The organism is Nonomuraea pusilla (assembly GCF_900109355.1).
Classification (GTDB): Bacteria; Actinomycetota; Actinomycetes; order Streptosporangiales; family Streptosporangiaceae; genus Nonomuraea; species Nonomuraea pusilla.
In genome coordinates this window covers 411,562-425,382 of sequence record NZ_FOBF01000001.1, presented here as the reverse complement: position 1 = coordinate 425,382, position 13,821 = coordinate 411,562, and the positions used below count along the sequence as shown (strand labels likewise).

General features: G+C 70.1%; 12 protein-coding genes and 1 tRNA gene. 4 read left to right on the top strand and 9 right to left on the bottom strand.

What is annotated here, in order from left to right; genetic code table 11:
- Window positions 1-146: 146 nt before the first annotated feature.
- The 9 genes from cysN to BMX74_RS01820 all read right to left on the bottom strand — a co-directional run bounded on the left by cysN (window position 147) and on the right by BMX74_RS01820 (window position 8,639).
- The gene (gene cysN / locus BMX74_RS01860) at window positions 147-1,409 is read right to left on the bottom strand and encodes a sulfate adenylyltransferase subunit CysN (RefSeq protein ID WP_055508112.1); all 1,263 of its coding nucleotides are present in this window, start codon (window positions 1,407-1,409) and stop codon (window positions 147-149) included.
- On the bottom strand, window positions 1,410-2,324 hold the full coding sequence (cysD, locus tag BMX74_RS01855; protein ID WP_055508110.1) for a sulfate adenylyltransferase subunit CysD: 915 nt from the start codon (window positions 2,322-2,324) through the stop codon (window positions 1,410-1,412).
- A gap of 18 nt (window positions 2,325-2,342) precedes the next feature.
- Window positions 2,343-3,107, bottom strand: a complete 765-nt coding sequence (locus BMX74_RS01850) for a 3'(2'),5'-bisphosphate nucleotidase CysQ (RefSeq protein WP_176573553.1) — start codon at window positions 3,105-3,107, stop codon at window positions 2,343-2,345.
- Window positions 3,107-4,546 (bottom strand): sugar transferase, encoded by a 1,440-nt coding sequence (locus BMX74_RS01845; RefSeq protein WP_091097794.1) that lies wholly within the window; start codon window positions 4,544-4,546, stop codon window positions 3,107-3,109. Before BMX74_RS01845 ends, BMX74_RS01850 begins: the two co-directional genes overlap by 1 nt.
- 110 nt (window positions 4,547-4,656) lie before the next feature.
- Complete coding sequence (gene pth / locus BMX74_RS01840) at window positions 4,657-5,241, bottom strand: aminoacyl-tRNA hydrolase (RefSeq protein WP_091097792.1); 585 nt, start codon at window positions 5,239-5,241, stop codon at window positions 4,657-4,659.
- A 61-nt stretch (window positions 5,242-5,302) separates the two neighbouring features.
- On the bottom strand, window positions 5,303-5,920 hold the full coding sequence (locus BMX74_RS01835; RefSeq protein ID WP_055508103.1) for a 50S ribosomal protein L25/general stress protein Ctc: 618 nt from the start codon (window positions 5,918-5,920) through the stop codon (window positions 5,303-5,305).
- 96 nt (window positions 5,921-6,016) lie between these two features.
- Entirely contained in the window at window positions 6,017-6,994 is a 978-nt protein-coding gene (locus BMX74_RS01830) for a ribose-phosphate diphosphokinase (RefSeq protein WP_055508101.1), read from the bottom strand.
- Window positions 6,991-8,442 carry a bifunctional UDP-N-acetylglucosamine diphosphorylase/glucosamine-1-phosphate N-acetyltransferase GlmU gene (gene glmU, locus BMX74_RS01825; RefSeq protein ID WP_091097789.1) on the bottom strand — a complete coding sequence of 484 codons (1,452 nt, stop codon included), beginning with the start codon at window positions 8,440-8,442 and terminating at the stop codon, window positions 6,991-6,993. The genes BMX74_RS01830 and glmU overlap by 4 nt, the downstream gene beginning before the upstream one ends.
- Before the next feature lie 125 nt (window positions 8,443-8,567).
- Window positions 8,568-8,639 (bottom strand) — tRNA-Gln (locus BMX74_RS01820).
- 301 nt (window positions 8,640-8,940) lie between these two features.
- On the opposite strand from BMX74_RS01820, the gene BMX74_RS01815 reads away from it, so the two are divergent.
- The 4 genes from BMX74_RS01815 to BMX74_RS01800 all read left to right on the top strand — a co-directional run bounded on the left by BMX74_RS01815 (window position 8,941) and on the right by BMX74_RS01800 (window position 13,820).
- The gene (locus tag BMX74_RS01815) at window positions 8,941-9,879 is read left to right on the top strand and encodes an acyl-CoA desaturase (RefSeq protein WP_091097787.1); all 939 of its coding nucleotides are present in this window, start codon (window positions 8,941-8,943) and stop codon (window positions 9,877-9,879) included.
- Window positions 9,880-9,958: 79 nt separating this feature from the next.
- Complete coding sequence (locus tag BMX74_RS01810) at window positions 9,959-10,861, top strand: TetR/AcrR family transcriptional regulator (protein WP_218153843.1); 903 nt, start codon at window positions 9,959-9,961, stop codon at window positions 10,859-10,861.
- A gap of 54 nt (window positions 10,862-10,915) precedes the next feature.
- Window positions 10,916-12,976, top strand: a complete 2,061-nt coding sequence (locus BMX74_RS01805) for an RNA degradosome polyphosphate kinase (RefSeq protein ID WP_091097782.1) — start codon at window positions 10,916-10,918, stop codon at window positions 12,974-12,976.
- Window positions 12,966-13,820 (top strand): NUDIX hydrolase, encoded by an 855-nt coding sequence (locus BMX74_RS01800; protein WP_256256729.1) that lies wholly within the window; start codon window positions 12,966-12,968, stop codon window positions 13,818-13,820. Before BMX74_RS01805 ends, BMX74_RS01800 begins: the two co-directional genes overlap by 11 nt.
- Window position 13,821 lies beyond the last annotated feature (1 nt).

Sequence of the window (13,821 nt, the reverse complement as noted above, 5' to 3'; positions counted from 1 at the left end):
GCCGGAGGTTCCTCGCCAATCCCAGAGCGGACGTTTCTCGCCAGTCCCAGGGCGGACGTTTCTCGCCGGCCCCTCGGGCGGAGGTTCCTTGCGGGTCGCGTGTGAAGCGGATGCGCCCGCCTCCCGTCAGGAGGCGGGCGGGCGGGTCAGCGGGCGTCGATGATCATGCCGGCGGCGACGGTGCCGTTGGTGGCCTCGTCGACCAGGATGAAGCCGCCGGTGAGGCGGTTGCGGGCGTAGTCGTCGACGAAGAGCGGCTGCGTGACGCGCAGCGACACCCGGCCGATCTCGTTGAGGCCCAGCGCGGTGGCCTCCTCGTCGCGGTGCAGGGTGTTGACGTCGAGCCGGTAGTGCAGGTCGCGCACCATGGCCCGCGCCGTACGCGTCGTGTGCTTGATCGTCAGCTTGGAGCGCGGGGTCAGTTTGACGCCGTCGGCCATCCAGCAGACCATGGCGTCGAGTTCCTGGGCGACCTGCGGCTGGTTGTTGGGACGCGCGATCAGGTCGCCGCGCGAGATGTCGAGGTCGTCCTCGAAGCGCAGCGTGACCGACATGGGCGGGAACGCCTCCTCCACCGGCCCGTCGAACGTGTCGATGGACGCGATCCTCGTGGTCAGGCCGGACGGCAGGTGCACCACCTCGTCGCCGGGCTTGAGCACGCCGCCCGCGACCTGCCCGGCGTAGCCGCGGTAGTCGTGGAACGCGTGGTCGGTGGCCCGCTGGGGGCGGATCACGTACTGGACGGGGAAGCGCACGTCGACCAGGTTGCGGTCGGAGGCGATGTGGACGTTCTCCAGGTGGTGCAGCAGCGAGGAGCCGAGGTACCACGGCATGTTCTCGGAGCGGGAGACGACGTTGTCGCCGTTGAGCGCGGAGATCGGGATGAACGTCAGGTCGGCGACGTTGAGCTTGGACGCGAACGCCGTGAACTCCTCGCGGATCTCCTCGAACCGCTCCTGGGAGTAGTCGACGAGGTCCATCTTGTTCACGGCGAGCACGAGGTGCGGCACCCGCAGCAGGGACGTCAGGAACGCGTGCCTGCGCGACTGCTCCAGCACGCCCTTGCGGGCGTCGATGAGGATGATGGCGAGGTCGGCGGTGGAGGCGCCGGTGACCATGTTCCTCGTGTACTGGATGTGGCCGGGCGTGTCGGCGATGATGAACTTCCGCCGCGGCGTGGCGAAATACCGGTACGCCACGTCGATGGTGATGCCCTGCTCGCGCTCGGCCCGCAGGCCGTCGGTCAGCAGGGACAGGTCGGTGTATTCGGTGCCGCGGTCGCGCGAGGTGCGTTCGACGGCTTCGAGCTGGTCCTCGAAGATGGCCTTCGAGTCGAAGAGCAACCGTCCGATGAGGGTGGACTTGCCGTCGTCGACGCTTCCCGCCGTGGCAAAGCGAAGAATGTCCATTTAGAAGTAGCCCTCTCGCTTGCGGTCCTCCATGGCGGCCTCGGAGGCGCGGTCGTCGGCCCTGGTGGCCCCGCGCTCGGTGATCCTGGTGGCCGCGATCTCCTCGATGATCTCCTCGACCGTGGCGGCCGTGGACTGCACGGCGCCCGTGCAGGTCATGTCGCCCACGGTGCGGTAGCGCACCACGGCCTCGAACAGCGGCTCGTCCTCGCCGCGCTGGACGACGTCGGAGTCGGGCAGCAGCATGCCGTCGCGTTCGAACACCTTGCGGGTGTGGGCGAAGTAGATCGACGGGATCTCGATGCCTTCGCGCCGGATGTAGTCCCAGACGTCCAGCTCGGTCCAGTTGGACAGCGGGAAGACGCGGATGTGCTCGCCCTTGCGGATGCGCGAGTTGTAGAGGTTCCACAGCTCGGGGCGCTGGTTCTTCGGGTCCCACTGGCCGAAGTCGTCGCGGAAGGAGAACACGCGCTCCTTGGCGCGGGCCTTCTCCTCGTCGCGCCTGGCGCCGCCGAACACGGCGTCGAACTCGTGCTCCTCGATGGCGTCGAGCAGGGTGGTGGTCTGGAGCCGGTTGCGCGAGGCGCGCCGGCCGGTCTCCTCGACGACGCGTCCGGCGTCGATGGAGTCCTGGACGCTGGCCACGATCAGGCGGGCGCCGAGTTCCTGGGCCCGCCGGTCGCGGAAGTCGATGACCTCGTCGAAGTTGTGGCCGGTGTCGACGTGCATGAGAGGAAAGGGGATGGCCGCGGGCCAGAACGCCTTCTCCGCGATGCGCAGCATGACGATGGAGTCCTTGCCCCCGGAGAAGAGCAGACAGGGACGCTCGAATTCGGCGGCCACTTCGCGCATGATGTGAATGGCTTCGGCCTCGAGTACGTCGAGCTGCGACGTCGTGTAGTCGCGCTGGAGCATGGGCGCTTCCTCCGGCGTTTAGCGGTGCAGGTCCCGAATTCCGGCGAGCAGGGATGTCGCCAGCTCCGGTAGGGAAACCAGGATATCTGGTAGGGACGGATCGGCTTGGTTATAGGTGAGCTCTGAGCCGTCGATGCGGCTGCAGTGCACTCCTGCGGCCTGTGCGACGGCCACCGGCGCGGCGGAGTCCCACTCGTACTGGCCTCCGGCGTGCACGTACGCCTCGACCTCGCCGGTGAGCACCGCGCAGATCTTCGCCCCGGCCGAGCCGATCGGCACGAGGTCGGCGCCCACCAGCACGGCCAGCTTGCGCACGAACTCGGGCGGCCTGGTGCGGCTCACCGCGATGCGGAACCTGCCGCTCTCGAAGGCCGGCGGCTTCGGCGGGTCGGCGGTGGTGAGGGTGCGCCCCTGGGCCGGCAGCGCCACCGCGCCGGCCGTCAGCCTGCCCTGCTCCCACAGCGCCACGTGGACGGCCCAGTCGGACCTGCCCTCCTCGGAGAACTCGCGGGTGCCGTCGAGCGGGTCGACGATCCACACCCGCGGCGCGCTCAGCCTGCGCGGGTCGAACCGCTCCTCGCGGGTGGACTCCTCCGACAGCACGCTGTCGCTGGGCCGCAGCCTGGCCAGCGACTCCATCAGGAACAGGTGGGAGGACCTGTCGCCCTCGGCCCGCAGCGCCGCCGCGTCGCCGAAGCCGGTGCGCTCGCGCACCCGCAGCAGCCTCTCCCCCGCCTCGGTCGCCAGGTCACCGGCGAGCGCGTGGTCGTCGCGAATCGTCATCAATAAGCTCCTTGCCCGCGGGCGACGGCCGACCAGGTTTTCCACAGGATCTGCAGATCCAAGGTAAGGGACCAGTTCTCGACGTAACGCAGGTCGAGGCGCACGGATTCCTCCCAGGACAGGTCGGACCGCCCGCTCACCTGCCACAACCCGGTCAGCCCCGGGCGGACCAGCAGCCTTCTGCGCACATCGTCACCGTAGCGCGCGACCTCCTCCGGCAGCGGCGGACGCGGCCCGACGAGTGACATGTGTCCGAGGACCACGTTGAGCAGCTGGGGCAGCTCGTCGAGGGAGTGGCGGCGCATGCGGGCGCCGAGCGGCGTGATGCGCGGGTCGTTGCGCACCTTGAACAGCAGCCCGTCGCCGTCGCTGACCAGGGTGACCTTCTGGTGCTCGCTGCCCCTGCGCATCGTGCGGAACTTGTAGATGGTGAAGAGCTCGCCGTCCCTGCCGACCCTGGTCTGGCGGAACAGCGCGGGGCCGGGGCTGGTGGCGCGCACGGCCACGGCGAGCCCGGCCAGCAGCGGCGCGAGGATCACGAGCAGGGCGGCGGCCACGAGACGGTCGAAGACGTTCTTGACGAGTTGCCTTGCGCCGGCGAGCTCGGGGTGCTCGACGTGCAGCAGCGGCAGCCCGGCGGCGGGCCTGATCGTGGTGCGGGGACCCGCGACGTCCATGAGCGCGGGCGCCACCACCAGCTCGGTGCAGGTGCGTTCCAGCCGCCAGGCCAGGCGCCGCAGCGCCTGGCCGTCCATCTCGGGGCAGGCGAGCACGGCCACGGTGTCGGCGGTGAACTGGGAGACGGCGAGCGGCACGTCGTTGAAGTCGCCCGCGACGGGCACGTCACCGACGCCGCGCGCGGCGGTGGCGTCGGGCAGGCAGGCCGCGACGACGTGCATGCCGTGGTGCGGCTCGGCGCGGAACAGCTGCACCAGCTCGGCGATGGCGGTGGCGTGGCCGACCGCGACCACGCGGCGCATGCACGTGCCGCGCGCCCTGCTCCGGTGCAGGGCGCGGCGCAGGAGGTACCTGGCCGTGAGCGTGAGCGAGGTGACGAGCGGCAGCGCGAGCACGACGTAGCCGCGGGCGACGTCGGTCTTGGTGACGTACGAGCCGATGGCGGTGAAGGCGGTGAGCGCCACGCCGCACTGCACGACCCTGCGGAACTCCTCGGAGCCGATGCCGACGAGACGCGGCTCGTACGCCCGGTTGAGCGCCACCGCGCACACCCACACCAGCGGCAGCACGGCGCTGACCAGGAGGTACGGCAGAACGTACGGGGTGGGCCCGCCGAACCTGAGGAGGAAGGCGCCCCCCGCGCCCACGGCCGCGCAGGACAGGTCGGCGGCCACGGCGCGCATGCGGTAGGCGCGCACCCAGACGGGCATGCGGGGGCTGACGCGCCAGGACGGGTCGTGGCCCGACCGGACGAGCGTCATCAGCCCATCGTGAGTCACGCGCGCCTCCCCACCTGTCCACGGCCGTACGACAGTCACAGACTGTAGCGGTGCGTGCGCGCTGGGATCCGGCGAACGGATCTATGCGGGGATCAGCGTGGAGGGCCCGAAATGTGAAGGTCGGCCCGGTGGTACTCGTTCTGCGTGACGTCCAGGCCGCGCGTCATGAGCGACTCGATCACGTCGGCGCCGCGGTCGACCAGGAAGGGGAGGTCCTTGCGCTCGGCGGTGGCGAAGTCCTTGAGCACGAACGCGGCGGGGTCCATGCGGCCGGGCGGGCGGCCGATGCCGAAGCGGACCCGCAGGTAGTCGCGGGTGCCGAGGGACTTGGTGATCGACTTCAGCCCGTTGTGGCCGTTGTCGCCCCCGCCCAGCTTGGCGCGCAGGGCGCCGTAGGGGACGTCCAGCTCGTCGTGGACGACGATCACCCGGTCGGGGGTGATCTTGTAGAAGTCGGACAGCGCCTTGACCGGCCCTCCCGACAGGTTCATGTACGTGAGCGGCTTGGCCAGGACGGCCTCGCGGGTCTCCAGCACCTCGGCGCGGCTCTTGTGCGCCTTGAAGCGGCCTCCCGCCCTGGCGGCGAGCTCGTCGAGCACCATGAAGCCCGCGTTGTGCCTGTTGCCCGCGTACTCGGGCCCCGGATTGCCGAGCCCGACGATCAGCCAGCGGTCCATGTGCTTCCCTCCACAGCGGAACGGGGCAGCCCCGCGGCTGCCCCGGTCGCGCAGGAAACGGTTACTCGGCGGCGGTCTCGCCCTCGGCGGGGGCCTCGGCGGCCTCGCCCTCGGCTGCCTCCTCGGCCTCGGCCGGGGCCTCGACCGGCTTGGCGAGGACGTGGAGGACGACCGTCTCGGGGTCGGTGGCGAGCGAGACGCCCTGCGGCAGCGTGAGCTGGCCGGCGGTCACCGACGCCCCGACCTCCAGGCCCTCGACGTCGACCTCGACGCCGGTGGGGATGTGGGTGGCCTCGGCCTCGACCGGGACGGCCGTGAGCTGCAGGTCGAGCAGGCCCTCGGAGTTGACGTCGCCGGTGGTGGTGACGGGCACCTCGACGTTGACCTTCTCGCCGCGCTTGACGAGGAGCAGGTCGACGTGCTCGACGAAGCCCTTGATCGGGTCGCGCTGGACGCCCTTGGGCAGGGCCAGCTCGTCGACGCCCTCACCCTTGAGGTGGATGAGCACGTTGGGGGTGCGCAGGGCGAGGAGCACCTCGTGGCCCGGCAGGGTCAGGTGCTTGGGGTCGATGCCGTGCCCGTAGAGGACGGCGGGCACCTTGTCGGCGCGGCGGATCTTGCGAGCGGCGCCCTTGCCGAACGTGGTGCGCGGCTCGGCGGCGATACGTACTTCGGACACGACATCTCCTAGGGATGCGGAGTCGGATGATCATGCGCTCCCCCTCACCCGCCCTAGCGGAAGGCGTTACGAGCGCAACCGGGTCAGTTTACCGGCTCAGGTGTCGCCCTCGAACATGCTCGTGACCGAGCCGTCGGTGAACACCTCGGTGATGGCGCGGGCGATGAGCGGCGCGATCGACAGCACGGTGAGCTTGTCGAACCTGCTCCCCTCGGCCAGCGGCAGCGTGTTGGTGACGATGACCTCGGAGATGCGGGAGTTCTTCAGCCGGTCGACGGCCGGGTCGGAGAAGACCGCGTGGGTGGCGGCGACGATGACGTTCGTGGCCCCCTGCTCGTAGAGGGCGTCGGCGGCCTTGCAGATCGTGCCCGCGGTGTCGATCATGTCGTCGATGAGCACGCAGGTGCGCCCGCTCACCTTGCCGACCACCTCGTTGACCTTCACCGAGTTGGCCACGTCGAGGTCGCGGCGCTTGTGGATGAACGCCAGCGGCGTGCCGAGCGTGTCGGCCCAGCGCTCCGACAGCCGCACGCGCCCGGTGTCGGGCGACACGACCGTGGTGTTGGCGAGGTCGAGCTTGTTCTTGAGGTAGCTCTCCAGCACCGGCATGGCGAACAGGTGGTCGACGGGGCCGTCGAAGAAGCCCTGGATCTGCGAGGTGTGCAGGTCGATGGACATCAGCCGGTCGGCGCCCGCGGTCTTGAACAGGTCGGCCATGAGCCTGGCGGTGATGGGCTCGCGGCCGCGGCCCTTCTTGTCCTGCCTGGCGTAGCCGAAGAACGGCATGACCACGGTGATGCGCTTGGCGGAGGCCCGCTTCAGCGCGTCGACCATGATGAGCTGCTCCATGATCCACTTGTTGATCGGCCCGGTGTGGCTCTGGATCACGAAGGCGTCGCAGCCGCGGACGGACTCGAGGTAGCGGGCGTAGATCTCGCCGTTGGCGAAGTCGATCAACTTGGTGGGGGTCAGCGAGACGCCCACGTTCTGGGCGACCTCCTGGGCCAGCTCGGGATAGGCCCGGCCCGAGAAGAGCATGAGGTTCTTCTCGCCCGGCTGCTTGATGCTGGTCACGTGCCACTCTCCTGCTGTGCTCGCTCCGCCAGCGCCCGTTCGGCGGCGGCGGCCGACTTCGTGCCCGCGCGCCTGCGCAAGACCCATTTCTCGATGTTGCGCTGACGCGCTCGCGCCACCCCGATCGAACCGGGCGGGACGTCGCCGTCGATGACCGACCCGGCCGCCGTGTAGGCGCCGTCGCCGACCGTCACCGGGGCGACGAGCATGGTGTCGCACCCGACGAAGGCGCCGTCGCCCACGGTCGAACGGTGCTTGTTGACGCCGTCGTAGTTGACGAACACCACGGCCGCGCCGATGTTGACGTCGTCGCCGATGGTGGCGTCGCCTGCGTACGACAGGTGGGGCACCTTGGAGCGCTCGCCCACCTGGGTGTTCTTCATCTCAACGAAGGTGCCCGCCTTGGACCCTCGGCCGAGCACGGTGCCCGGCCGCAGGTAGGCGTACGGGCCGACGCTGGTCTGCGGGCCGATCTCGGCGCTGTCGCAGACGGCGTTGCGGACGACGGCGTCCTCGCCCACGAGGGTGTCGGTGAGAGTGGTGGCGGGGCCGACCTCGGCGCCGCTCTCGATCACGGTGCGGCCGTGCAGCTGCGTGCCCGGGTGGACGACGGCGTCGGGCCCGATGCGGACCTCGACGTCGATCCAGGTGCTGGCGGGGTCGATGATGGTCACCCCTGCCCGCATGTGCTCCTCCAGCAGGCGCCGGTTGAGCGCCGTGCGGGCGAAGGCGAGCTGGACGCGGTCGTTGACGCCCTCGACCTCGGAGAAGTCGGGGGCGACGCAGGCTCCGACGCGGTGGCCGTCGCCGCGCAGGATGGCCAGGACGTCGGTGAGGTACTCCTCGCCCTGGGCGTTGTCGGTGGAGACGCGCTTGACGGCGTCGGCCAGCAGGGTGCCGTCGAAGGCGTAGATGCCGGAGTTCATCTCCTTGACGGCGCGCTGCTCGGGCGTGGCGTCCTTCTCCTCGACGATCTCCAGGACGGCTCCCGAGGAGTCGCGGATGATGCGCCCGTAGCCGGTGGGGTCGGGCACCTCAGCGGTGAGGACGGTCACGGCGTTGCCGTCGGCGTCGTGCCGTTCGAGCAGGCCGGCGAGGGTCTGGGTGCGCAGGAGCGGCACGTCGCCGTAGGTGACGAGGACGGTGCCGGCGATCGCCCCGACCTCCTCCAGCACGGTGCGCACGGCGTGTCCGGTGCCGCGCTGCTCGTGCTGGACGACGGCGTGGGCGTCGGGGCTGGTGGCCGCCAGGTGCCCGCCGACCCGCTCGGAGGCGTGGCCGATGACCACGATGAGCCGCTCGGGGTCGAGCCCGCGGGCGGCGGCGAGCATGTGGTCGAGCAGCGCGCGGCCGCACAGCTCGTGCAGGACTTTGGGGGTTCGGCTCTTCATCCGGGTGCCCTCGCCCGCGGCGAGGACGATGACTGCTGCCGGGCGCGGCACGCTCACGGACTGAGGCTCCCTGTGACTGGACTGATCAGGGCTGAAGGCGCGGCTACCGCACCGCCACCCTCCCGACACCGTGAGGATACCTGGCCGCCCCGAAGTGTCAGCCGGGGGGCCGAGCTCTAAAGCTCCCGGAAGAGGACTCGAACCCCTACAAAGTGGACCAAAACCACTTGTCCTGCCAATTAGACGATCCGGGATAGACCGGACACCCCGTGCCCGACGCGCCTCCTACGATACCGAGCCTTCGCCCGCCCGCGCGCCCCCTGCAGCACACAGAGCCGGACACCCCAGGCATGACCCTGGTTCATGCGGGTAGGGGCGCGCATGCCCGTATAACAGAGCACCCGAAAAGCCGCAAGAGACGAACCGCACGCACGTGCCGCGGCACACCGTTGCCCATTCCACATACCCGGCTTAGGCCTTCCTTACTTACGCTTGCGTAGGTTACGGTTGCGTAGCCCGGACAATCATCCTCATACATGCCGTGAGAGGTAGCCCATGACGGTTCTCGCCGAGCGCTCCGCCCCCACCCCGAAGCCCGAGTTCGAACCCGAGCCGAAGTCCCGAGCCGAGCTGATCACCTTCGGCGTCGTCGTCGGGCTTCCGCTGGTCGCGATCGCCGCCGCGGTTCCCTTCGCATGGGGCTGGGGCCTCGGCTGGACCGACATCGTCATCGCCTTCGTCTTCTACGTGACGTCGGGGCTCGGCGTCACCGTCGGGCTCCACCGCTACTTCACCCACGGCTCCTTCAAGGCCGGCCGCCCGATGAAGATCGCCCTGGGCATCGCGGGCAGCCTCTCGCTGGAGATGTCCGTCCTCGACTGGGTGGCCACCCACCGCAAGCACCACAAGTTCTCCGACAAGGAGGGCGACCCGCACTCCCCCTGGCGCTTCGGCCCCGGCTTCAAGTCCATGAGCAAGGGCCTGCTGTACGCCCACATGGGCTGGCTGTTCGAGAGCGAGCGTACGAACAGGGAGAAGTACGCCCCCGACCTGTGCAAGGACCCGGACGTGCAGTGGATGCACAAGTGGTTCCCCGCGATGGCGCTGACCTCGATCGTGCTGCCCGGCGTGCTCGGCGGCCTGGTCACCTGGTCCTGGCAGGGCGCGATGACCGCGTTCTTCTGGGGCTCGCTCGTCCGCATCGGCCTGCTGCACCACGTCACCTGGTCGATCAACTCGATCTGCCACGTCTTCGGCGAGGAGACCTTCCAGGTCCGCGACAAGTCGCGCAACGTGTGGTGGCTGGCCATCCCGTCGTTCGGCGAGTCCTGGCACAACCTGCACCACTCCGACCCCACCTGCGCCCGGCACGGCGTGCTGAAGGGTCAGATCGACCTCAGCGCCGGCCTCATCCGCCTGTTCGAGCGGCTGGGCTGGGTGTCCGACGTGCGCTGGCCGACACCGGAGCGGCTGGCGGCGAAGCGCATTGGCTGACGCCCCGACCGCGGTGAGCGCTCACGGCTCCGGCACCGCCATTATGGAAACTGTGAGCGAACCCCGATCTCGCAGGCGCATGTCCGGTAGCGAGCGAAGAGAGCAGCTGATCCTCATCAGCCGTACCCTCTTCGCCGAGAAGGGGTTCGACGGGACCTCCATCGAGGAGATCGCCGCCACCGCGCAGGTGTCGAAACCCGTGGTGTACGAGCATTTCGGCGGGAAGGAAGGCGTCTACGCGGTCGTCGTCGACCGCGAGATGCAGAAGCTGCTCGGCATGATCACCGAGGCGCTGGCCGCCGCGCACTCCCTCATCAAGCTGGAGCGCGCGGCCCTCGCGCTCCTGCAGTACATCGAGGAGAGCAGCGAGGGCTTCCGCATCCTGGTGCGCGACTCGCACGCCGCCTCGGGCACGGGCACGTTCGCGAGCCTGATCAGCGAGATCGCCAGCCAGGTCGAGGACGTGCTCGCCGACGAGTTCGCGGCCCGCGGCTACGACCCCAAGCTCGCCCCGATGTACGCCCAGATGCTGGTCGGCATGGTCGCCCTGACCGGCCAGTGGTGGCTCGACGTGCGCAAGCCGGGCCGCGAGGAGGTCGCGGCGCACCTGGTGAACCTGGCGTGGAACGGCCTGACCGGCCTCAACCCCGACCCGGCGATCACGGCCGCCACGCGGAACCAGGCCTCGGCGCCGTCCCGGCCGCGTCCCAGCGAGAAGGAGCTGCGCGAGCTGGAGAAGGCGCGCGACAGGGAGCTCAAGGAGGCCGAGAAGGCCAGGCAGCGCGAGCTGCGCGAGGCCGAGAAGGCGAGGGTCCGCGAGCTCAAGGAGCGTGAGCGGCTGCTGAAAGAGGCGGAGAAGGAGCGTGAGCGGCTGCTGAAGGAGGCCGAGAAGGCCAGGGAGCGCGAGGAGAAGATCCGCCAGAGGGAGGCGCGGCTGGCAGAGCGGGCCGCCAGGCTGGAGCAGATCGATCAGCCGGAGTGAGTCGTTGCGGCTCTGTTAACGTTGCGTTCAATCGCAGGGGGCATATTAGGTCATATGTCCGCCGAACTGCTGCAGGCTGGAAATGACCTGCCACTGCCACAGGAACGGTTCCTCAATCGCGAGGAGAGCTGGCTGCAGTTCAACGAGCGGGTACTGGAACTGGCCGAGGACCCCTCGCTGCCCCTTCTCGAACGGGTGCGCTTCCTCGCCATCTTCGCCAGCAACCTCGACGAGTTCTTCCGCGTCCGCGTCGCCGGGCTCAAGCGCCGCATGGCGACCGGCCTGCTGCTGCGCACCAAGAGCGGGCTGAAGCCCCGCGAGGAGCTCGCCAGGATCGCCACGATCGCCGACGCGCTCGCCAGGCGCCACGCCGCCCTCTTCCACGACCAGATCTGCCCGCTGCTCGCCTCCGAGGGCATCGAGATCGTCCGCTGGGACGACCTGGGCCGCGAGGAGCGCACCGAGCTGCGCAAGCTCTTCAGGGAGCGGATCAGGCCCGTGCTCACCCCGCTGGCCGTCGATCCGGCCCACCCCTTCCCGTACATCTCCGGGCTCAGCCTGAACCTGGCCGTCGTCGTCCGGAACCCGGTCACCGACCACACCGTCTTCGCCAGGGTCAAGGTCCCCTCGCAGCTCCCCCGGTTCGTCAACGCCTCCAAGGACCGCTTCGTCCCGCTGGAGGACGTCATCGCGGCCCACCTGGGCCAGCTGTTCAAAGGCATGGAGATCGTCCAGCACCACGTCTTCCGCGTCACCCGCAACGAGGACCTCGACGTGGACGAGGACGTCACCGAGAACCTCATGCAGGCCCTGGAGCAGGAACTGCTCAAGCGGCGCTTCGGCCCGCCCGTGCGCCTGGAGGTCGAGGACACGATCTCGCCCGAGGTGCTGGAGCTCCTCGTGGAGGAGCTGGAGCTCGCCCCGCACGAGATCTACCGCATCGCCGGCCCGCTCGACCTGTCCGGCCTGCACGCCATCGCCGACCTCGACAGGGGCGAGCTCGGCTACCGCCCGTTCGTGCCCGCCGAGGTGATCAGCGCCGAGGACGACATCTTCCAGGTGCTGCGCGAGCGCGACGTGCTGCTGCACCACCCGTACGACTCGTTCGCCACCAGCGTGCAGCGCTTCATCGAGGTCGCCGCGAACGACCCCAGGGTCCTCGCCATCAAGCAGACCCTCTACCGCACCAGCGGCGACTCCCCGATCGTCGACGCGCTCATCGACGCCGCCGAGGCCGGCAAGCAGGTCGTGGTCGTCGTCGAGATCAAGGCCCGCTTCGACGAGCACGCCAACATCTCCTGGGCCCGCAAGCTCGAACGCGCCGGCTGCCACGTCGTCTACGGCGTCGTCGGGCTGAAGACCCACTGCAAGCTCGCGCTCGTCGTCCGCCAGGAGCCGTCGGGCGAGCTGCGCCGCTACTGCCACATCGGCACCGGCAACTACAACCCCAAGACCGCCCGCCAGTACGAGGACTTCGGCCTGCTCACCGCCGACCCGCTGGTCGGCGAGGACGTCACCGACCTGTTCATCCACCTGACCGGCTACTCCCACCACTCGGCCTACCGCAGGCTGCTGGTCGCGCCGCACTCGCTGCGCGGCGGGCTGCTGGCCAGGATCGAGCGGGAGATCGCCCACCAGCGGGCCGGACGCCCCGCCCGCATCAGGATCAAGACGAACTCCCTGGTGGACGAGCCCGTCATCGACGCCCTCTACCGCGCGTCGCGCGCCGGCGTCCCCGTGGACCTGTGGGTGCGCGGCGTGTGCACCCTGCGGCCGGGCATCCCCGACCTGTCCGAGAACATCCGCGTCCGATCGGTGCTGGGGCGGTTCCTGGAGCACTCCCGCGTGTACGAGTTCGGGCTCGGCCGCCGCCCCGAGATCTGGATCGGCAGCGCCGACCTCATGCGCAGGAACCTCGACCGGCGCGTCGAGGCGCTCGTGAAGGTGACGTCGCAGCAGCACAAGGCGTACCTGATCGAGCTGATGGACCTCGCGACGGCCGACACCACGAACACGTGGTGGCTGAGCTCCGACGGCACCTGGGTCCGCCACCCGGGCGAGGACCTCCAGAGCCGCCTGGTCGCGAACCGGCGCTGGAGGACCGTTGACGACTGACCCGGCGGCGACGCGCCCGCTGCGCGCCGCCGGAGCCGTCGTCTGGCGCGGGGACGAGAACCGCCCCGAGGTCGCCCTCGTCCACCGCCCCGCGTACGACGACTGGACGTTCCCCAAGGGCAAGCCCAAGGCCGGTGAGCACGTCATCGCCACCGCGCTGCGGGAGGTGCGGGAGGAGACCGGCGTGACGGTCGCGTTCGGCCAGGCGCTGCCGCCCGCCCACTACCGCGTGGGCGACAGGCTCAAGCGGGTGGACTACTGGGCCGCCCGCGCCGTGGACGACCCGGGCCGTTCCGGCGCTTTCCCGGACGAGGTTGACGAAGTGCGCTGGCTGCCGCTCGACGCCGCCCGCTCCCTGCTGACGTACGAGTGGGACGCCGGGCTGCTGCGCGCGCTCACGGCCGCGCCGCTCACGACCGTGCCGCTCGTCCTCGTCCGGCACGCCGGCGCCGGCGACAGGCACGAGTGGGACGGCGACGACGACCTGCGGCCCCTCGACGCCGGCGGCCTGGACCAGGCCAGGACCCTCGCCACGCTGCTGCCCGCCTACCGCCCCGAGCTGCTGCTCAGCTCCCCGAGCCTGCGCTGCGTCCAGACCCTGGAGCCGTACGGCGGCGTCATCAGGACCGACCCGCTGCTCAGCGAGGACGGCCAGGACCCGCGCCGGACGCCCGCGCTCGTCAGGAGCGTCGCCGTGCCCGCGGCCGTGTGCAGCCACGGCAAGGTGCTGCCCGACCTGATCGCCGCGCTGAGCGGCAGGGACGTGCACCTGGGCAAGGGCGGCGTCGCCGTGCTGCACCACGCGGGCGGGCGCGTCGTCGGCGTGGAGCGCTACCGCACCTGAC